Source organism: uncultured Arthrobacter sp. (genome assembly GCF_947495145.1).
In the GTDB taxonomy this organism is placed as follows: Bacteria; Actinomycetota; Actinomycetes; order Actinomycetales; family Micrococcaceae; genus Arthrobacter_D.
The window spans coordinates 91156-110057 of sequence record NZ_CANLXP010000005.1 but is presented as its reverse complement, the minus strand read 5'-3'; the positions used below and the strand labels follow the sequence as shown (position 1 = coordinate 110057).

The window sequence follows — 18902 nt, the reverse complement described above, 5'->3', positions numbered from 1 at the left end:
CCACCAGCGATGACAGGCCCCTTGCGGGCACCTAGCGAAGGCTGATTGTTCGGATTCCTCCCCGGGGGTTCGGTCGGAACGGACCTTCGATAGGGGAGACACAATGGGGAGTACCAGTGACTGAAGCCAGGCCAGTATCCGGCCACACCGTTCTAAGGGGCCGCCGGCGTGCGGTTCGGTCTGGCATGAGTGTCTGTCTTGCCCTCGCTGTCATCTACTCATTCGGCTATCCCGGATCCGCCCCGTTGACCTCCGGCGCGGGGGTAACCGGTACGGTGCTCGCTCAGGGAACCGGAAGCTTCAGCGATGCAATCGGGCCTGCCACCGGGTTTGTGGGAGAACAGCAGCTTGCGGCACCCGAGGCGGCATCTGCGTTCGGCACCACGGATTCGCTGGTACCAGGCAGCGTCATTCCCGATAGTGTGGCTCCCGGCGCGCAGGAGTCTTCACGTGCCACGGCAGACGCCGACAAGGCTTCAGTCGAGTCCCTCAGCACCATGGAACGTCCCGGCAAGGGCATGCTCATCTCGCCCCTGCAGTTCCTGACGCCCAGTTCGCCCTTCGGCCTGCGCACCAGCCCCATCACGGGCGAGCACGGTGAGTTCCACTCCGGTCAGGACTTCGCAGCGCCCTGCGGTACCCGGGTTTTCTCGGCGGATGCGGGCGTGGTGCGTGCGGCCGGCTGGCACCCCTGGGGTGGCGGCAACCGCGTGGAACTTGACCACGGCAACGGCCTCGTCACCACCTACAACCACCTCGAGGGAATCGGAGTCAAGGCCGGGGACCGCGTAGGTGCCGGTCAGGTCATTGCCACTGTCGGCACCACCGGCTGGTCCACCGGCTGCCACCTGCACTTCGAAACCATCCGCAACGGTGCGCACACCGATCCCGGGGAATGGAAGCTGATTCCGCTGGAGGGCAGCGGCCCCGTTGAGATGCCGAGCCTGGTGAACTTCACACCCGGGACGGGCAACGGGAACGACGACGACACCCCCTGGGTTGCCTACCTCGCCTCAGCCGAGCCGATTCACCCGGTCGCGTTCAAGTCACCTGCCCGTGTGGATGCGGAAGTCGCTGCCCAGGGACCGCGGTCCAGTGGAAAGCCGTCGTTGAGCGCGAAGTATTCGGGCACCAAGAAGACCACGGAGTCATCGGACACGCCAAGCACTTCGGTTGCGAGCACCCCGTCAACGAAGCCGACCAAGCCGTCCGATCCGACGACGCCGCCTTCAACGACGAAGCCTGCCACCCCTGGCCCAACTTCCCCGCCATCGACCGAGCCGGGCACTCCGACGCCTACCGAGCCTGCGCCCACCGAGCCGGCACCAACGGACCCGGCACCCACCGAGCCGGCGCCAACACCAACGCCGCCTGCACCAACGGACCCGGCACCAACCGAGCCCGCGCCAACGGACCCGGCACCGGCACCGACGGAGCCCGCACCAACCGAGCCCGCACCCACTGATCCGGCGCCGACGGACCCAGCACCGTCCGAGCCCGCGCCAACTGAGCCGGCGCCGCCCGAGCCTGTGCCAACTGTGCCCCCGACCGTCTCAGTGACCGATCCGCTGGCCGCGTGCGACCCCGCGATCAATCCCGAGGCCATTGTTCTGGACCCGGCGACCGGTCTGCCGAGGCTGCACCCGACTACCGGTGAGCCGATCACGGCTGCAGAGTTCTGCGCTTTGGCAGCCGTCTCACCGACGCCTGAAATTACGTCGACCGAGGCGGCCGGAGAAGCCGGCCCGGTTCCAACCACCGGGCCGTAGTCCGCACCATAGTTTCCGGCCCGTCGAGGTCACCGCACCGCCGCTCTGGCAGCGCCTCTCCTTATCGGTGCGCCCGCAGCGGCCAACGGCAGCTTCCCTTCCACCGAGGGAAACACGAACACCGCCAGCATCCTCACCTATGACGACACCATCACCGAACTCACCAAGCTTGAAAAGAACAGCCGTTTCCCCGTCGACGTCTTCACCCTCGAAGAAGCGGGTACTGCCGTCAACAAGAGTGAACAGGGCCGCGACCTGTATGTCGCCACGGTCGGGAACGGACCCGAGGATGTCTGGGTGCAGGGACGCATCCACGGCAACGAACCCTACGGCGCCGAGTCCATCCTTACCCTCCTGAAGGACCTGGGTACCAACGGCTCCGCCGAGTACCAGCAAATCCGTGACGCGTTCACCATCCACTTCATCCCGATGTACAACCCGGACGGCAGCGAGCTGAACATCCGTCAGACCGTCCTGTATGACGACGCAACCGGCGAGCCGCTCCTGAACGACGCCGGCCAGCAGCAGCGTATCGACCTCAACCGGGATTGGGTTGCGGACAAGTTCCAGGCGGATGAATCGCTTGCATTCTATGAATACTGGACGATGGTCAAGCCGGATTACGGAATCGATATCCACCACCAGGGCCTGAAGCAGCAGTACGGAACCGGTGACGATGTCACCCTCTCCCTCGGAATTTCGCTGGCGCCCGGCGGTCCCACGCTGCCCACGCTGCAAGGTGGGGCCTACGACTTGCTGACCCGGCAGATGCACGGGTTCGTTTTCCAGGAGCTGTCGAAGTACGGCTATATCACCATGGACCGCTATCAGGTAGGCGGGAACCTGGAAATCGACATCAAGGGCGGTGTTGTTTCCGCGATGATGCTCGGGCTCGACTACCAGGGCATGAATCCCACCGGGCACTCCAATCCTGTGGTGTTCTTTGAGACCTCAGGAAACACCAGCGACGGCAGCCTCGGCCAGAAGGCCCGCGGCAAGAGCATTCAGCAGAACGTACTTGCTATGAAGTCGCTGCTGTCCGGCCTGGCAACGGATGAGGTACAGCAGGTTGACCCCGAGGTCTGGGAAGAAATTCCGCACGCTCCGGTCGCGGGCTACAGCACCGATTACGCAGGGTTCATCCCGGTCTCGTTCTGACCAACCGAATACTGCCACCTCCGCTAATCGAGCGGCCACAAACAACCCGGGTTTCGCCGAAAGGGTTATTTGTGGCCGCTCGATTGCGTGCCGGAAGTCAGGCCGAGCTCCCTGCCAACTACTCCGCGGGGGCCGCAGTGCTTGAGCGCACGATCATCTCGGTGTGAGCGGTATGGTTGGAACGTTCACCGGACTCCGCAGGGCTGGTGAACAGCTGCAGCATCCGCTGCACTGCCCGGGCTCCCTGCAACGCCGGGTACTGCGCGATGGTTGTCAGGCCGAACACCTCGCCAAGGTCGTGACCGTCGATCCCGATCACGGAAAGGGCGTCCGGAACCCGAAGACCGAGTTCGCGTGCGGCAACGATGGTGCCGATCGCCATTTCGTCTGAAGCACAGAAGACGGCGGTAGGCCGGCTTCGGGGGTAGCCGAGCACCTGCTTGGCGCTGGCGTAGCCGCCGGGGATGGTGAAGTCCGCGTAAGCCAGCCACGACGGGATGACTTCGAGACCGGCACCTTCCATGGCCACCTCGTACCCGCGGCGCCGGCCTTCAGAGATGTTGAAGTCCTTCGCCGCGTCCTCCGGGCCGCCAATGTAGGCGATCCGGCGGTGCCCCAGGCTGATCAGGTGCTCGGTGGCCAATTGCGCAATGGAGAACTCGTTGACGCTGATGGTGTCGGCGCCGGGAAGCGGGCCGCCGATGCCGACGATCGGCTTACCGACCGCCAGCAGCTGCCCAAGCTCGGTTTCGGACAACTGCAGGGAAACCGAGATGACGCCGTCACAGCGTTGACGCAACAGGAACTCCGAGAAGACCCGGTCACGGTGCCCTGCGCCATCGCTGACGTTGTAGAGCGTCAGGTCATAACCGGCGTCCAGGAGGGACGCCGCGACGCTGTCCACAATCTGGGAGAAGTACCAGCGGTTGACTGACGGCACGACGACGCCGACATTGCGGTTTCTGCCCGAGGCAAGTGACGACGCCGAGAAGGACGGCACGAAGTCCAGCTGCTTTGCAGCCTCAAGAACCTTCAGCCGGGCTCGCTCGGAGACCTGGCCATTGCCGCTGAGGGCACGGGATACCGTGGCAGTTGAGACGCCGGCGAGCGCTGCAACATCCTTGATGCCAACCACGGTGCCCTCCCTCAGAGCAAAGGACGGGCGCGGTCCTCTTAGTTGAGTTTTATCCATACGCACCGGTTCGGCGCCAGGACGCCCTCTGCACCGGCATCCGCGTGACTCCCTGCGATGACCGTGCCCGATGGTACATAGGCATCAGATTCTCCCATGTTCATGATCACCATGACGTCATTGTTGAGAAACGCGATGATGTCCGTGTCCATGTAATCCGCAGCCCAACTCAGCGAGCCGGCACCGAGACGGAGCTGTTTGCGAAGTGCGAGCGCCGAACGGTACAGGTTGAGGGTGGAATCTGGATCGGACTGCTGGACGTCGCGCGCCAGGGTGTACCAGTCTTCCGGCTGGGGCAGCCATCCGCCGCTGGTGGAGCCGAACCCGTAGTGCGGCTCGTCAGCCCGCCATGGCAGCGGAACCCGGCACCCGTCCCGGCCTACGCGTTCTCCGCCCGTGCGGATGAACGTCGGATCCTGGCGCTGCTCGTCCGGAATCTCCAGGTGGTCCGGTAGCCCGAGTTCCTCACCCTGGTAGAGGTAGACGCCACCGGGGAGTGCCAGCATGGCCAACGACGCCGCCCGTGCACGGTCGAGCCCGACCTCCGGATTGTTTTCGCCTAACCGCGTAGCGTGCCGGGTGACATCGTGGTTGCTCAGGACCCAGGTGGTTGGTGCATTCACGCTGTCGAACGCCTGCAATGAGTCAGTGATGATCCCGCGAAGTTCAGCGGCATTCCAGGGGTGGTTCAGGTAGGCGAAGTTGAAGGCCTGGTGCATCTGGTCGTGGCGGACCCAGTTGACCAGACGGGACAGCGGATCGATGCTGGCTTCCGCACACAGGATGCGGTCGCCGTCGTACTCGGCAAGAACTGACCGCCACCGGCGGTAGATGTCATGGATTTCTTTCTGGCCGAACATCGGCGCAGCGTGGCCCGGGTAGCCGTCGGTGGAGCAGCCATCGGGGCGGCCGTGCCAATCCGGGAGCCCCTCGGCCTTGACCAGGGCGTGCGCAACGTCAACGCGGAAACCGGTGACGTTGCGGTCCAGCCAGAACCGCAGGATCCGCTCGAACTCGGCGTGGACCGCGGGGTTGTCCCAGTTGAAGTCCGGTTGGGAGGAATCGAAGAGGTGGAGGTACCACTGGCCGGGCGTGCCGTCGTCGTTCAGCGTGCGCGTCCAGGCCGACCCACCGAAGTGGGACTGCCAGTTGTTCGGCGGGTTGGAGCCGTCATCCCCGGAACCGTCGCGGAAGATGAACATGGCCCGCTCAGCCGAACCGGGACCTGCTGCGAGGGCGGCTGTGAAGAGCGGGTGGTCACTGGAGCAATGGTTGGGCACGAGGTCGACGATCACCTTGATGCCCAGCTCTGCTGCGCGGGCAGTCAGCCCGTCGAAGTCGTCGAGCGTTCCGAACATCGGGTCGACGTCGCAGTAATCGGCGACGTCGTAGCCGCCGTCGCGCTGCGGGGAGGTGTAGAACGGCGACATCCAGATCGCGTCAATGCTGAGGTCGGCCAGCTGGTGCAGCTCGGCGGTGATCCCGGCGAGGTCCCCCTGGCCGTCGCCGTTCAGGTCCCGAAAAGATCGCGGGTACACCTGGTAGATCACGGACGAGCGCCACCAGGCGTCGTCGTCGTGAGCGGTGTGAAGGGGTTCGTGGAAAGCGGGCGCTACAGACTGCGCGGACACAGCAGGGGCCAGGCAAACAGCGTTGGGCATGAGGAACATGCTAACCCCGGTTGCCGAGAAAATGGAAGCGTTTACATGAATGAGAAGTTACCCCCACTCTTGCGAATGCCGGTATTCCGCAGAAACTGGGCGATCCCAGCCGTGTTGTTGTACAGACTGGCCGTAAGCGCTTACGATGTGTTGTGCCTCACTGGTTCCGTTTCGGATTCGACGTGTTCGGCGCAACCAAACAGGTCTTCCATTTACAACCGCGCCATGCAGCGCAAACCCTCAGTATCGGCTGCCTCGCGGCGCCACAGAAAGGTTCACCAATGAAGGTGCAAACAACCAGACTCCTGAATCGCCGGACGCTGGCCACCGCGGCTTTGTCCGTCGCGATGCTGGCCGTCACTGCCTGCGGTGGCGGATCCACCGACACCGCCGCGGGAGAATCCGCTGCGCCAACCGACCTCGCTGAAGGCGGATCGACCACCCTGACCATGTGGGTGGACGCGGAGCGCGCTCCGGCACTTGAGCAGATCGCCGCCGACTTCAAGGAAGATACCGGCATCTCGATCGACCTTGCGGTGAAGGACTTCGCAGCGGTACGCGATGACTTCATCACCCAGGTGCCTACCGGCAACGGACCAGACCTGATCGTCGGCCCGCATGACTGGATCGGTACCTTTGTGGAGAACGGCGTTGTTGCTCCCATCGAACTGGGAGACAAGGCTGGAGAGTTCCAGGAGTCCGCACTCCAGGCCATGTCTTACGAGGGCAGCCTGTACGGCGTGCCGTACGCAGTCGAGAACATCGCGCTGCTGCGCAACACCGATATGGTCTCCGAGGCTTCCGAGACCTTCGATCAGGTCATCGAGAAGGGCCAGGCAGCGGTTGACGCCGGCGAAGCCGAGTTCCCGTTCCTGGTTGGCCTCGATCCCAAGCAGGCGGATCCGTACCACATGTACCCGTTCCAGACCTCGATGGGCGTTCCTGTCTTCGCTCAGAACGAGGACGGCAGCTACGATCCCTCGAAGCTGATGCTCGGTGAGCCCAACGGCGTTGAGTTCGCGAAGAAGCTTGTTGAGTGGGGCGACACCGGTTCCGGCGTCCTGAACTCCAACATCACCGGAGACATCGCCAAGGAGAAGTTCCTCGCCGGCGAGTCCCCTTACTACCTGACCGGCCCGTGGAACGTTCCTGCTGCACAGGAGGCCGGCATCAACCTGGCCATCGATCCGCTGCCCACCGTGGGTGATGAGCCCGCCCAGCCGTTCATCGGCGTCAACGGCTTCTTCATCTCCTCGCAGAGCTCCAACGCTCTCGCAGCCAACGAGTTTGCAGTGAACTACCTGACCACCGAAGAGGCGCAGGACGCGATGTTCAGCGTCGGCGGCCGTCCCCCGGCACTGACCGCGTCCTTCGACAAGGCAGCGTCAGATCCCGTAGTTGCCGCATTCGGTGAAATCGGCGCCAACGGCGTTCCGATGCCCGCCGTACCCGAGATGCAGGCAGTCTGGGCCGACTGGGGCGCAACCGAACTCGCTCTCATCAAGGGCGCCGTCAAGCCGGAAGAGGCCTGGCCGGCAATGGTGAAGAACATCGAGCAGAAGATCGCTGCCGGATAGCTACACCCTTTGAAAGCCGTTGTGGGCCGGACAGACCCCGGCCCACAGCGGCTTCGCTTTACCTGCATACCTGCCTCATTGCCTTCCACCTGCCCGGCCCGCTTCGCCGAAGTGCCCTCAACGAAAGCTCCGCCGCATGCCCACCACCACTGCCTCCCCCGCCGAGTCCACGAAGCGGTCCCGGACCCTTCGCCCTTCAGATTCCGTTGCCGGTCTCCTCGCAAAGATCATTCTGCTGGGACTCGTTGACGCGTTTGCCGTCTATGTCCTGATTGTCCTGTTTCTGCAGGAAAAGTGGATAGTGCTGGTGCTGGCCGCTGCGGTCACACTACTCATCAACTGGATCTACCTCCGGCGCGGCGGGCTGCCCGCCAAGTACCTGGCCCCGGGAATTTTCTTCCTCCTGCTCTTCCAGGTGTTCGTCATGATCTTCAGCGGCTACGTTGCGTTCACCAACTACGGTGACGGCCACAACAGCACCAAGGAAGACGCCATCTCGTCCATCCAGCTGGCGGCGCAGCAGCGGGTACCGGACTCCCCCGCCTACCGGGTCACCATCGTTGAGCAGGGCGGCGACTTCCACTTCCTCACCACCGATCCCGACGGCGACATCAGCATCGGCAGCACGGAAGAACCGCTCGAAGAAGTTTCCAACGCCGTCACCGACGGCACCGGCAAGGCGACCGAACTCGAGGACTACCGCACCCTGCAGTTCGACGAGATCCTCGCGAACCAGTCCGAGATCCTTGCGCTGACCGTCCCGTTCTCTGAAGATCCCGACGACGGAACCCTGCGCACCAGCGACGGCTCCACTGCGTACGTGTTCAGCCCAACCCTTGTCTACGACGACGCGTCCGACACCTTCACCGACACTGAAACCGGAACGGTCTACTCAGACTCCGGCGAGGGAACCTTTGTCTCTGCGGACGGTCAGCAACTCAACACCGGCTGGAAGATCGACGTCGGCTTTGCGAACTTCGTCAAGGCATTCTCCAATGAGGACATCCGCGGACCCCTCCTGCAGGTGACCCTCTGGACGTTCACCTTTGCGCTGATCTCGGTGCTGTCCACGTTTGCGCTCGGCCTGTTCCTGGCCAACGCTTTCAACCACCCGAACCTTCGCGGCAAGAAGATCTACCGCATCCTGATGATCCTGCCCTACGCGTTTCCCGCCTTCCTTGCCGGCCTCGTCTGGTCCGGTCTGCTCAATCCGGAATTCGGCTACGTCAACAACACGTTCTTCGGCGGCGCGAACATCCCGTGGCTCACGGATCCATTGCTCGCGAAGTTCAGCGTGCTGCTGGTGAACCTGTGGCTCGGATTCCCCTACATGTTCCTGGTGTGCACCGGTGCGCTGCAGTCGCTGCCCGAGGACGTCAACGAAGCCGCACGGCTCGACGGCGCCAGCCCGTGGAAGCTCTTCACCTCCATCAAGCTCCCGCTCCTGCTGGTCTCGGTTGCTCCGCTGCTCATTGCGAGCTTCGCGTTCAACTTCAACAACTTCAACGTGATCTACATGCTTACCGACGGCGGCCCGCGGCTGTCGGACACCACGGTCAACGTGGGCGCAACGGACATCCTGATCACCATGGTGTACGAGGTTGCGTTCGGCAGCGGCGTGGGGCGTGACTACGGCCTCGCAAGCGCGCTGTCCATCATCATCTTCTTCATCGTTGCCGTGATCTCCGTGATCAGCTTCCGGCAGACAAAGTCTCTCGAGGAGATCAACTAATGGCTACCGAAACCCCCACACCGCTCCTCGCTACGCCCAGTCACGGCACGACGACGCCGCCGCCGGAACGCCGCAAACAGTCCTTCGGTGCGTGGTTCCGTGACAAGGGGTGGCGGCACGTGGTCGCGGTCATCACCACGGCGTTTGCGATCTTCCCGCTGCTGTACGTTCTGTCTGCTGCCCTGAACTCCACTGGCACCATGGCCGGTTCCAACGTGCTCTTCAGCCGGATTGACTTCGGCAACTTCGAGGAACTGTTCAGCAATCCCAACCGCCCGTTCGGCAAGTGGTTTATGAACACGCTGGTGATCGGCGTTGTCACCTCGGCGGCAACGGTCTTCCTCGGGGCTTTGGCCGCCTATGCATTCAGCCGCATGCGGTTCAAGGGCCGCCGGGTCAGCCTGCTGTCCCTGCTGGTACTGCAGATGTTTCCGCAGCTGCTTGCCGTCGTCGCAATTTTCCTGCTGCTGAACTTCATCACCGATGTGGTGCCGTGGCTGGGACTGGGCAGCCAGCTAGGGCTGATCATGGTGTACCTCGGCGGCGCGCTCGGTGTGAATACCTACCTGATGTACGGGTTCTTCAACACCATTCCGGCGTCCCTGGACGAGGCGGCGCGGATCGATGGCGCCAGCCACGTTCAGGTATTTTTCACGATCATCCTGCCGCTGGTGACGCCGATCCTGGCCGTCGTCGGGCTGTTGGCGTTTATCGGTCTTAGCAGTGAGTTTGTGATTGCCAGCGTGGTGCTCAATGACCCGGACAGCCAGACCCTCGCCGTTGGCCTGTACTCCTACGTGGGTCAGCAACGGTCCGAGAACTGGGGAGTGTTCGCCGCCGGTGCTGTGCTGGCTGCCCTGCCGGTCATGGCGCTGTTCCTTTACCTGCAGAAGTACATCGTGAACGGGCTCGCGGCCGGATCGGTCAAGGGCTAAGGAACGATGTTCCAGGTTCCGCATCACGACGGATCGGCACTGTATGTGCCGTCCTCCCCCGATCTCGGTGCTGCGGTGCCGGTCCGTCTTCGGGTGCCGCATGCGTTCGGTTCGGTCGAGCGGGTGTTTGTCCGGTCGCTGCGTGATGCGGAGCCACACTATGACGAGGCGGTCCTTCTCGGCACGGACGGTGCGTGGGACTGGTGGGAGGCCTCAGTTCTGCTGGTGAATCCTGTGACGCGGTACCGGTTTCTGCTGGAGGTTGGCGCTTCCGAGGGCTCATCCTGGCACTGGCTGAACGCCGAGGGGTTCTTCACCCGGGATACGCCTGATGTGCACGACTTCCGGATGGTGACCCATGAGCCTGCACCTTCATGGGCGCGGAGCGGCGTGATCTACCAGATCTTCCCGGACCGGTTCGCGCGTTCCGCAGCGGCTTCATCCCGGAAGGTGCCGGATTGGGCCATTTCCTGTGACTGGGGTACGCCGGTTCAGCCGACCGGCGTCGAGACTCCGAAGCAGTTCTACGGCGGTGACCTGGATGGAATCACGCAGCGGCTGGACCACATCGCTTCGCTTGGAGCGACCGTGGTGTATCTGACCCCGTTCTTTCCTGCCCGCTCCAACCACCGGTATGACGCATCGACGTTCACTAGAGTCGATCCGCTGCTCGGTGGCGATGAGGCGCTGATCCGACTGGTTGAGGCAGCGCACGCACGCGGGCTGAAGGTGATCGGTGACCTGACCACCAATCACACCGGAGACGGGCACGAGTGGTTCCGGACGGCGTCGTCCGATCCTTCCTCGGAGGAGTCCGGCTACTACTACTTTTCCGAGGACCGCTCGGACTACGCAGCGTGGTTCGGTGTGCCGAGCCTACCCAAGTTGAACTGGCTCTCCCCCGCGCTGCGGGACCGGTTTGTCAGCGGGCCGGCGTCCGTCGTCGCGCGGTTTCTGCAGCCGCCGTTCAACCTGGACGGATGGCGGATCGATGTGGCCAACATGACGGGCCGCCATGGCGATGTGGACCTGAACCGTGCGGTGGCTTCGGCGGTGCGTTCCACCATGCGATCAGTCAATCCGGACACCCTGCTGCTTGCTGAGTCCACCAACGATGCAGCCCAGGATTTCGACGGCGACACCTGGCACGGCGCCATGACGTACTCGAACTTCACCCGTCCGTTATGGCAGTGGTTGGCTGGCTCGTCTGCCGTCAACTTTTTCGGGACCCCGCTGCCTGGCCCCAATCGGATTCCGGCGGAGCAGTTCGTAGAGCTGCATTCCGTGTTTGCGGCGGCGTTTCCCTGGCAGGTGCGGACGCAGAACATGATTGCGCTCAACACGCATGACACGGCCCGTGCTTCAACCGTCATGATTCCCTGTGGGCAGTTGATCGGGTTGGGCATCATGTTTTCGATGCCGGGGATCCCTACGCTGTTTGCCGGTGACGAGTTCGGCTTACCGGGGGTGAACGGTGAGGATTCGCGGACTCCGATGCCGTGGGATTCCCTGTCTGCGGAGCACCAGGACCTGTACGACGCCGTTGCTCACCTTGGTCGGTTGCGTCAGGATGTGCCGGCACTGGTTGAGGGCGGTTTGCGGTGGTTGTATGCGCAGGGCGATGTGCTGGTGTATGTCCGTGAGCACGTGTCCGGTTCGGTGTTGGTAGTGGCTTCGCGTGGCGCGTTCGAGAGCGTTTCGCTTCCCCTCCACCTGGCTGGTGTCGGTTTGTCCGACAAGGTCGTTGAGCTGTGGAGTACGGGCAGCATCGCCGCGGAGTGGTCTGCTGAGTCCGTCGCTTTCCGCGGCGAGGGACCCGCTGTACGGATGTGGCTGCTGCCCGGGGTTTCGGTTCCCGTTTCCTGACCTCTCAGCACAGAAACGGCCCATAGGTGCAGGATCGCCGATTCGAACCGGCAGTTCTGCACCTAAGGGCAGTTCCTGTGAGGTCACTCGAGTTACTGCTCCCGAAGGAACTCGGCGATCGCTCAACGGGTGATGGTGAGCGGTTCTACCCGCGCTGCACAGGAAGCCCGGATGAGTGGCAGGTCAGCCTCAGACACGCGATTGTTCGTGCCAGTGTCATCGCACCAGTCGACGTTGTGCGGGTACGCCTCCACTGCCGCTTTCCCTGTGGCGGCCTCTTCGGGGACTTCGAAGGAGAAGCTGAAGCCGCCGGCGTCGTTCATTGGTGCGGTTGTGTCAATGACCTTCTTGCCGACCGAGTCGGTGACGATCACCTGAATTCTGGCACTGTCGCCGTAGCGGGGATCGCATTCAGCATCTTGAGCCTGCACCGTCACCGTTTCGCCAGTTGTCGCAGTTGCCGGGCTCACCGAATGGAGCGGCGGCATACAGGGCGGAGCGCCGGGGACTGATGTACTGCACCCAGTCAGGGCGATACCCGCTCCGATCACGCTGGCTGTGAGTATCGCCGCTGACCGCCGGGTCAGTCGGTGGTGAGACGTTGGACGTTGCGTGCCCATCTGACCATTATGGCGCTGATCTGCCCTGATACTTTGAGCAAAGTGTCGCCGTCGTCAATGTGGTCTACGGGCGCCGGAGCGGATCAAGCCTGGCCCACGGTCGTCAGTTCACGGCTCGGGTATACTCACAGGCATGGGAATGGCCCCGATGAAGTTCTGGTATGTCACCTCGGTAGCCCGGCGGCAGGCTTCCCAGTGAGGGCCTCCGTGCCGGGCGGTGTTCTGGCCGTACTGCTGCTGATGACCGGCTGCACCGACAACAGCGAGGTGACCGGCCCGACGCAACAGACGCCTTCCGTGTCCGCGAGTTCACCGAGCCCGTCGAGCGCACCGAGCCCGTCGCCGCTGGCCGTGGAGTCTGCTCCGGAGGTCTCGCCGAGCAGCCCATCGGCTACTTCCAAGTCGCTCGCTCCCGAAGAACTCATCACGCTGAATCAGAACCTGATCAGCGCGGCTTGGGACAACAACGTCGCCGAAGCTCGCAGGCTCATCGCCGCCGGCGCTGACGTCAATTACGAGGACGAAACCCAACAGAGCGCTTTCCTCATCGCAGCGAGTGAGGGCTACCTCGAGCTGCTGGAGCTGACCTTGAGCAACGGTGCAGACGTCCACGCGCTCGACAGTTTCAACGGCACCGCCCTGATCCGCGCCGCGGAGCGTGGCCACGCGGACGTGGTGCGAAGGTTGCTGGAGACCGACGTGGATGTAAACCACGTCAACCGCCCGGGCTGGACCGCACTGCACGAGTCGATTATCTTCGGCGATGGCTCACCCCGCTACGTGGAGACCGTGCAGCTGCTCGTCGATGGCGGCGCCGATGTGAGGCTCCCGGCCCTGAGCGATGGTCTGACGCCCTTGCAGCAAGCCACTTCCCTGGGCTTCCAAGAGATCGCTGCCATCCTGCGCACAGCGATGGAACAGTAGACGACAGGCAGCGCCGCAACCTCGTACGGGCGCGCCTGTGAAGTAGTGACGCAGCAAAAGCAGGATCCCATCCGCGCAACCCTTGACGCCGGCAGCAAGCCGCGCCACGATGAAACATCATTGCTCCTGGGTCTCCTTACTTGATGGCGGTCGTCCATGACTTGGGATACACCTCGAACCTCCTCGTCCCGGCAGCTGACGCGCGTGGCCGGACCTGCCGCGATGGCCGGCGGTTTACTCGGCGCGTTGGCAATCTTCCTCCACTCACTCCAACCGAGCGGCTGCGTCGGAAGTGAATGCGGCTCCCAGTCGATGCGCGCAGCCTCAAGTGTTGTCACCGGCGTCGGCGCAGTTGCCGCGCTGCTAGTGCTTATCGGCGTCGTCGGGCTGACGCTGATTGCCCGTCGATCCGGTCAGTCTCCCAAGCTCATGAATGCGGGCCTTGCATTCGCCGCCGTCGGCTTCCTGGTGCTGCTTGCAGCGGTCATCATCCAGGCCGCGTTCTTCGGTGGTGACTTCACCGGCATGCCCTATTTCGTCGTCGTCGGCATGGTGGCACTCATTATCGGGTTCGTTTTGATCGGCATCTTCATCCTCCGCTCGGGTGTGCTTCCGCGCTGGGTTGGCATCTTGCTCGTGGTGAGCAGTGCGTTATTGCTGGGTGCCAACGAGCAGACTTCGGCCGTTCTACTTGCCATTCCATTCCAGCTTGCGGTCGCAGCAGCAGGCTTCTTCATGTGGGAAAGGACCGGCCGCTTACAACGTGTTGCGCCGGTTCAGCATTGATCCCGGCAGCCGTGGCCGACACAATTGGGCAAGGACGCACGGCCGGCTGAAGAGGATCCCGATGTCCACTGCTGAGACCACTCCCGCAGCGGGAAAGTTGTCCCCTCCTGACCGGCGGCTTCTGCTGTCCGGATTCCTGTTTGGTTGTGGAATCGCCGCGTCGATCATCGATCTGTTCATCTTTCACTAACTTTTAGGAGAGATTATGAGCGTCGACTTTCCGCTACGCCAGGCACGCTTCAGCGCCCAGGCAAGACTACGAGCCCTGCAGGCGGACATCATGGACCTGATCCTCGACGCCCGCCGGCTCCTCCTCGTTGTTCGTGGTGCGGAGAAGGCAGCTATTCTGCACCAGGCACTCACCGGCCCGGTGACCACGCAGTGCCCTGCCTCCGTGCTGCAACTCCATCCCTATGTGATGGTCCTCGCCGATGAAGCTGCGGCCGCCCTGCTTTCTCCCAGAGCTGACGGCACCCTCGCATGACCGCGGTATCAGGCACCACTCTCAACGAGGACGGCCACCTGGAAGAGGCAACTATCTACCTCTCCCGTGGAACGATCGACAGGGTCCGCCTGGGACCATTGGACCACGGAGACGCCGCGGAGCCCGTTCGCCTGCCGGAAGGCCACATTCTTGCGCCAGGGTTCGTGGACCTGCACTGCCATGGCGGGTTCGGCGTCGATTTCCCGACGTCGGACGCCGGGAGCGCGAGGGAGGCTATCTCCCGCATTCACCAGACCGGCACAACTACCCTGCTCGCCAGTCTCGTGACTGCAGCGCCCGCCGCGCTGGTAGCGGGCGCGGAGCGCTTCGCGGCGCTCGCGGAGGCGGGCCTCATCGCCGGCATCCACCTGGAGGGTCCGTTCCTCTCCTCCGTCCGTTGCGGTGCCCAGAATCCGGACCGGACTGGCTGATCGATCCGGACCTCAGCCTCACCAGGGCCGTCGCCGAGGCCGCCGACGGCCATCTGCGCACTATGACCTACGCTCCCGAGTTACCTGCCTCGGACGAACTCGTTGACCTGCTTGCCTCGCTCGGTGTGGTCCCTTCTCTTGGCCATACGGCCTCGAGCGCACGGACGGCAGGAATGTCTCTTTCCCACGCACTCCATGCCCTGTCGCTGCACCACGGTCCCGGCACCGTTCCCACGGTCACCCACCTGTTCAACGGCATGGACCCGCTGCACCACAGGTCTCCCGGCGCCTTGTCTGCCTGTCTGCGCGCGGCCCGGGCCGGCAACGCCGTGGTGGAACTCATCGCCGACAACGTTCACCTCGCACCCGAAACGGTCGCGATGATGTTTGAACTCCTCGGCGCCGACAACATCGCCCTGGTCACCGATTCAATGGCTGCAGCCGGTCTCTCGGACGGGACCTATCACCTCGGCCCTTCCGAGGTTCGAGTATCCGATGGCGTGGCGCGCCTGGCAGCCGGCGGAACCATAGCCGGGGGAACTTCCACCATGTCGGAGCTGGTGGCGAACGCCGTCCAGGCCGGCGTTCCCCTTAGCGATGCGCTTCACTCGGCAACCCGGGTGCCCGCCCGGGTCCTTGGCCTGCCGGATACCGTCGGCGTTGTCAGGCCTGGTGCGAGGGCTGACCTGGTGGTGCTTGACGAAACCCAACAGGTTCGGGGTGTGATCCGCAACGGAAGGTGGATCAAAAAATTCAGTAGCCAACCCTGAACCGCAGCGTCACCAACTGGAACGGACGCAGCGAAAGGGTGACGCCGCCGTCGTCGTTGGTTCTCACATAGTCAGCCGAAATGGCGCGCTCCAACAGATCCGTCACCTCTACCGACGAGAACTTGAACCCAGGCGAAAGCACCGCCGACGCCCTGCCGCCAAAGGCCTCATACAACCGCACAACGACGTCGCCGCTCCGGTCCTCCGCAAGCTTCACTGCTTCCACAACCACCGCTGGATTGGATACCGTCATCACCGGCTCAACGGACGACGACGCCACATCGGTCACCGTACGGATCGGCAGATTCAACCGGTACCCCTCCGCGACCGCCTCAGGAATACCGGACGCAGGCCGCAGCGAGAACTCGAAGCAGTGCGCCCCCTGGTCCGCCTGCGGATCAGGGAACAGCGGCCCCCGCAACAGCGACGCCCGCACCAACGTGTGCGCAACGCCGGAGGGCCCTTCAGCCCGCGTGATGTCATAGCCGTACGTGGAATTGTTCGCCAGCGACACCCCGAACCCGGGCTCCCCCACCTGCACCCACCGATGTGCGACCGTCTCGAACCGTGCAGCATCCCAGGACGTGTTCGTCGCAGTCGGCCGCTGAATATGCCCGAACTGGATCTCCGATGCAGCCCGGTCCGCCAGCACATCCACAGGGAATGCGAGCTTGAGAAGCTTTTGCTGCTCGTGCCAATCCACCTCGACCGAAAGGTCCACAGCCGTGCCGTCAGCACTCAACGAAACCCGTTGAACCAGCCGCGACTTGCCGAACACCCGCTCCACCCGCAGCACCGAACCCACCACGTCAATCGCCGCGGCATCAGTGAGCTCGGTGACGTTGAACTTGTAATGCTCATCGATGTCCCACGCGTCCCACTGGTTCGGCGTATCCCGGAACAGCTGGAACACATTCGCACTCGTCCCAGCGGGGATGACCTCGCGCCCGCCGGTGACCAGCGATGTAAACAACCCGTTCTCATCAACCGTCAACCGCAGGGAATCGCTCTCCAATATCCACGAGGCACCCTCCCGTACGGGATCAAAAACAGCCGACGACGGCGGCGCCGTGCCTCCCAGCGCAGGTACACCATCGACGTCGTACGGGCCGGCGTTCAGGGCCACCGTGCCCGAACCGGTGCCCAGCAACGCCTTCAGCGCCGCAGCAATCAGCGTCTCCAGCGAGGCTTCAACCGCCGCATAGTTCCGCTCCGCTTCCTCATGCACCCAGGCAATTGAGGACCCGGGCAGGATGTCGTGGAACTGCTGCAACAGCACCTTATGCCAGGCCGTTTCCAGTTCGTCGTACGGGTACGCAAACCCCGAATGCAACGCAGCAAGCGTGCACCACAGCTCAGCCTCACGCAGCAGGTGCTCACAACGCCGGTTGCCGTGCTTGGTCCGCGCCTGCGACGTGTAGGTGCCACGGTGGAACTCCAGGTACAGCTCACCTGACCACACCGGCGCGTCCGGGTACTCACTAGCCGCTTCCGAGAAGAATCGCGCGGGCGAGGAAAGTGTCACGGCGGGCGACCCCTCAAGGGAAGCCGTCCGCTCAGCGGCCGCCAGCATCTCCCGGGTAGGTCCGCCACCGCCGTCGCCCCAGCCGAACGGAACCAGCGACGTGTTTGCCGCGCCCTTCTCCCGGTAATTCCGCTGCGCCCGCGCCAGGTCCCGGCCACACAGGTCGGAGTTGTACGTATCCACGGGCGGGAAATGCGTGAAGACACGAGTGCCGTCGATGCCCTCCCAGTTGAACGACGAATGCGGAAACAGGTTCGTCTCGTTCCAGGAAATCTTCTGCGTGAGGAAGTACTGCGAGCCTGCCGCGCGGACAATCTGGGGCAACGCGGCCGAGTAGCCGAAGGAATCCGGCAGCCACACCTCCTGCGGCTCCACGCCGAAGTTCTCGAGGAAGAACCGCTTGCCGGCAACAAACTGCCGCGCCAGCGCTTCACCGCCCGGCATGTTGGTATCCGATTCCACCCACATGCCGCCGGCCGGCACAAACTGCCCGGACCGCACCTTCTCCGCAACCCGCTCGAAGACATCCGGATAGGAAGCCTTGAGCCACGCATACTGCTGCGCCGAGGAGGCAGCAAACACAAAGTCCGGGTCCCGGTCCATCAGCTCGAGCACATTGGAGAACGTCCGCGCCACTTTCCGCACGGTCTCGCGAACCGGCCATAGCCAGGCGCTGTCGATATGGGCATGTCCGACGGCGTGCACCCGGTGCGCGCTCGCATACGCCGGCGCAGCCAGCACCCCGGCAAGGCACGCGCGGCCGGCTGCCGCGGTTCCTGAGACATCCGAGGGGTCGACGGCGTTGACCGCCTTTTCCAGCGCACGCAGAATCTCGTGCCGACGCGGCAGGTCGACCGGCAGCTCGTGCATGAGACCGTTCAGCGTCCAGACGTCCTGACCCAGTTCCCAGGCCTCGCGGTCGAAGAGCGCCACCTCCGCCCTGCGGAACGTGTACAGCGGATCGGCCCCCGCGGTGAACAGCGATCCCAGCGGCGTGGGCTGGTAATCGAACCCGTCGATCACGTTGGGATTGGACGCCGCCTCAACATAGAACTCGACGGCGGTGCCCGGCGCCCCATCGAGGGGCACCCACATATTCAGCGGCTCCAGCGCCTTGATCACCTGTCCGTCCGGCGCATAAACCAGGCCTTCTGCCTGGAAGCCGGGCATGATCGTCGAGAAGCCCAGGTCGATAACCGCCTCAAGCTCGTGCCCGTCAGCGACGGTCCACTCCTCCGGCACCGTCCCGGTGAACCTGAACCAGGTGGTCCCCCAGGGCCGGCCCCACGCAGAGCCCACCACAAAAGGCTCGAACTGCTCGGATACGGCGGCGGAAAACGGCACCGGCTCCCCCGGTGCCTGCCAAAAGGAAACCTCAAGCGGCACGGAGACCGGCCACACCGCAGGGGTCAGCCGTTCGGCAAGGAAACGGGCAATTCGCGCCTCGACCAGGAGTCGATTGTCGTGCATGG

15 protein-coding genes and 1 pseudogene are annotated in these 18902 nt (G+C 63.7%); 12 read left to right on the top strand and 4 right to left on the bottom strand.

The window, feature by feature from the left end:
- Window positions 1-185: 185 nt before the first annotated feature.
- Together Q0877_RS05505 and Q0877_RS05500 are read left to right on the top strand one after the other, a co-directional pair.
- Window positions 186-1769 carry a M23 family metallopeptidase gene (locus tag Q0877_RS05505; RefSeq protein ID WP_299166336.1) on the top strand — a complete coding sequence of 528 codons (1584 nt, stop codon included), beginning with the start codon at window positions 186-188 and terminating at the stop codon, window positions 1767-1769.
- A 45-nt stretch (window positions 1770-1814) separates the two neighbouring features.
- Entirely contained in the window at window positions 1815-2927 is a 1113-nt protein-coding gene (locus Q0877_RS05500; RefSeq protein WP_367182135.1) for a M14 family zinc carboxypeptidase, read from the top strand.
- Between the two features lie 118 nt (window positions 2928-3045).
- Here the strand turns inward: Q0877_RS05500 and Q0877_RS05495 are convergent, their stop codons facing one another.
- The gene (locus tag Q0877_RS05495) at window positions 3046-4062 is read right to left on the bottom strand and encodes a LacI family DNA-binding transcriptional regulator (RefSeq protein WP_299166335.1); all 1017 of its coding nucleotides are present in this window, start codon (window positions 4060-4062) and stop codon (window positions 3046-3048) included.
- A 38-nt stretch (window positions 4063-4100) separates the two neighbouring features.
- Window positions 4101-5780: a glycoside hydrolase family 13 protein gene (locus Q0877_RS05490; protein ID WP_299166334.1), complete on the bottom strand. Its 1680-nt coding sequence runs from the start codon at window positions 5778-5780 to the stop codon at window positions 4101-4103.
- Between the two features lie 281 nt (window positions 5781-6061).
- Here Q0877_RS05490 and Q0877_RS05485 point away from each other — a divergent pair, with 281 nt between their 5' ends.
- From Q0877_RS05485 to Q0877_RS05470, 4 genes are all read left to right on the top strand, one after another.
- On the top strand, window positions 6062-7357 hold the full coding sequence (locus tag Q0877_RS05485) for a maltose ABC transporter substrate-binding protein (protein WP_277357432.1): 1296 nt from the start codon (window positions 6062-6064) through the stop codon (window positions 7355-7357).
- Window positions 7358-7493: 136 nt separating this feature from the next.
- Window positions 7494-9089 carry an ABC transporter permease subunit gene (locus Q0877_RS05480; protein ID WP_277357433.1) on the top strand — a complete coding sequence of 532 codons (1596 nt, stop codon included), beginning with the start codon at window positions 7494-7496 and terminating at the stop codon, window positions 9087-9089.
- On the top strand, window positions 9089-10024 hold the full coding sequence (locus tag Q0877_RS05475) for a sugar ABC transporter permease (RefSeq protein WP_299166331.1): 936 nt from the start codon (window positions 9089-9091) through the stop codon (window positions 10022-10024). The genes Q0877_RS05480 and Q0877_RS05475 overlap by 1 nt, the downstream gene beginning before the upstream one ends.
- A 6-nt stretch (window positions 10025-10030) precedes the next feature.
- The gene (locus Q0877_RS05470; RefSeq protein ID WP_299166330.1) at window positions 10031-11890 is read left to right on the top strand and encodes a glycoside hydrolase family 13 protein; all 1860 of its coding nucleotides are present in this window, start codon (window positions 10031-10033) and stop codon (window positions 11888-11890) included.
- Window positions 11891-12012: 122 nt separating this feature from the next.
- Here Q0877_RS05470 and Q0877_RS05465 read toward each other — a convergent pair whose 3' ends face one another.
- Window positions 12013-12321, bottom strand: coding sequence for a hypothetical protein (locus Q0877_RS05465; RefSeq protein WP_299166329.1), 309 nt, complete (start codon window positions 12319-12321; stop codon window positions 12013-12015).
- Between the two features lie 384 nt (window positions 12322-12705).
- Between Q0877_RS05465 and Q0877_RS05460 the strand changes: the two genes are divergently transcribed.
- The 6 genes and pseudogenes from Q0877_RS05460 (at window position 12706) to Q0877_RS05435 (ending at window position 15905) form a co-directional block, all read left to right on the top strand.
- Window positions 12706-13434: an ankyrin repeat domain-containing protein gene (locus Q0877_RS05460; protein ID WP_299166328.1), complete on the top strand. Its 729-nt coding sequence runs from the start codon at window positions 12706-12708 to the stop codon at window positions 13432-13434.
- Between the two features lie 156 nt (window positions 13435-13590).
- Window positions 13591-14220, top strand: coding sequence for a hypothetical protein (locus Q0877_RS05455; protein ID WP_299166327.1), 630 nt, complete (start codon window positions 13591-13593; stop codon window positions 14218-14220).
- 61 nt (window positions 14221-14281) lie between these two features.
- Window positions 14282-14407 (top strand): annotated as a pseudogene (locus tag Q0877_RS05450) (DUF2243 domain-containing protein); the annotation flags it as partial.
- Between the two features lie 18 nt (window positions 14408-14425).
- Complete coding sequence (locus Q0877_RS05445; RefSeq protein WP_299166326.1) at window positions 14426-14704, top strand: 6-phosphogluconolactonase; 279 nt, start codon at window positions 14426-14428, stop codon at window positions 14702-14704.
- A complete protein-coding gene (locus Q0877_RS05440) occupies window positions 14701-15135 on the top strand; it encodes an amidohydrolase family protein (protein WP_299166325.1) in 435 nt (144 codons plus the stop codon). The genes Q0877_RS05445 and Q0877_RS05440 overlap by 4 nt, the downstream gene beginning before the upstream one ends.
- Window positions 15102-15905, top strand: coding sequence for an N-acetylglucosamine-6-phosphate deacetylase (locus Q0877_RS05435; protein WP_299166323.1), 804 nt, complete (start codon window positions 15102-15104; stop codon window positions 15903-15905). Before Q0877_RS05440 ends, Q0877_RS05435 begins: the two co-directional genes overlap by 34 nt.
- On the opposite strand, the gene Q0877_RS05430 is transcribed toward Q0877_RS05435, so the two are convergent.
- Window positions 15889-18900, bottom strand: a complete 3012-nt coding sequence (locus tag Q0877_RS05430) for a glycoside hydrolase family 38 C-terminal domain-containing protein (protein ID WP_299166322.1) — start codon at window positions 18898-18900, stop codon at window positions 15889-15891. The genes Q0877_RS05435 and Q0877_RS05430 overlap by 17 nt on opposite strands.
- Between the last annotated feature and the right edge of the window lie 2 nt (window positions 18901-18902).

What these genes read in the sequence shown, in the direction of transcription:
- Q0877_RS05490 (WP_299166334.1), bottom strand. Translation starts at nt 5,780, where the DNA reads ATGCCCAACGCTGTTTGCCTGGCCCCTGCTGTGTCCGCGCAGTCTGTA.
- Q0877_RS05430 (WP_299166322.1), bottom strand. Translation starts at nt 18,900, where the DNA reads ATGCACGACAATCGACTCCTGGTCGAGGCGCGAATTGCCCGTTTCCTT.
- Q0877_RS05480 (WP_277357433.1), top strand. Translation starts at nt 7,494, where the DNA reads ATGCCCACCACCACTGCCTCCCCCGCCGAGTCCACGAAGCGGTCCCGG.
- Q0877_RS05485 (WP_277357432.1), top strand. Translation starts at nt 6,062, where the DNA reads ATGAAGGTGCAAACAACCAGACTCCTGAATCGCCGGACGCTGGCCACC.
- Q0877_RS05455 (WP_299166327.1), top strand. Translation starts at nt 13,591, where the DNA reads ATGACTTGGGATACACCTCGAACCTCCTCGTCCCGGCAGCTGACGCGC.
- Q0877_RS05505 (WP_299166336.1), top strand. Translation starts at nt 186, where the DNA reads ATGAGTGTCTGTCTTGCCCTCGCTGTCATCTACTCATTCGGCTATCCC.
- Q0877_RS05445 (WP_299166326.1), top strand. Translation starts at nt 14,426, where the DNA reads ATGAGCGTCGACTTTCCGCTACGCCAGGCACGCTTCAGCGCCCAGGCA.
- Q0877_RS05475 (WP_299166331.1), top strand. Translation starts at nt 9,089, where the DNA reads ATGGCTACCGAAACCCCCACACCGCTCCTCGCTACGCCCAGTCACGGC.
- Q0877_RS05470 (WP_299166330.1), top strand. Translation starts at nt 10,031, where the DNA reads ATGTTCCAGGTTCCGCATCACGACGGATCGGCACTGTATGTGCCGTCC.
- Q0877_RS05440 (WP_299166325.1), top strand. Translation starts at nt 14,701, where the DNA reads ATGACCGCGGTATCAGGCACCACTCTCAACGAGGACGGCCACCTGGAA.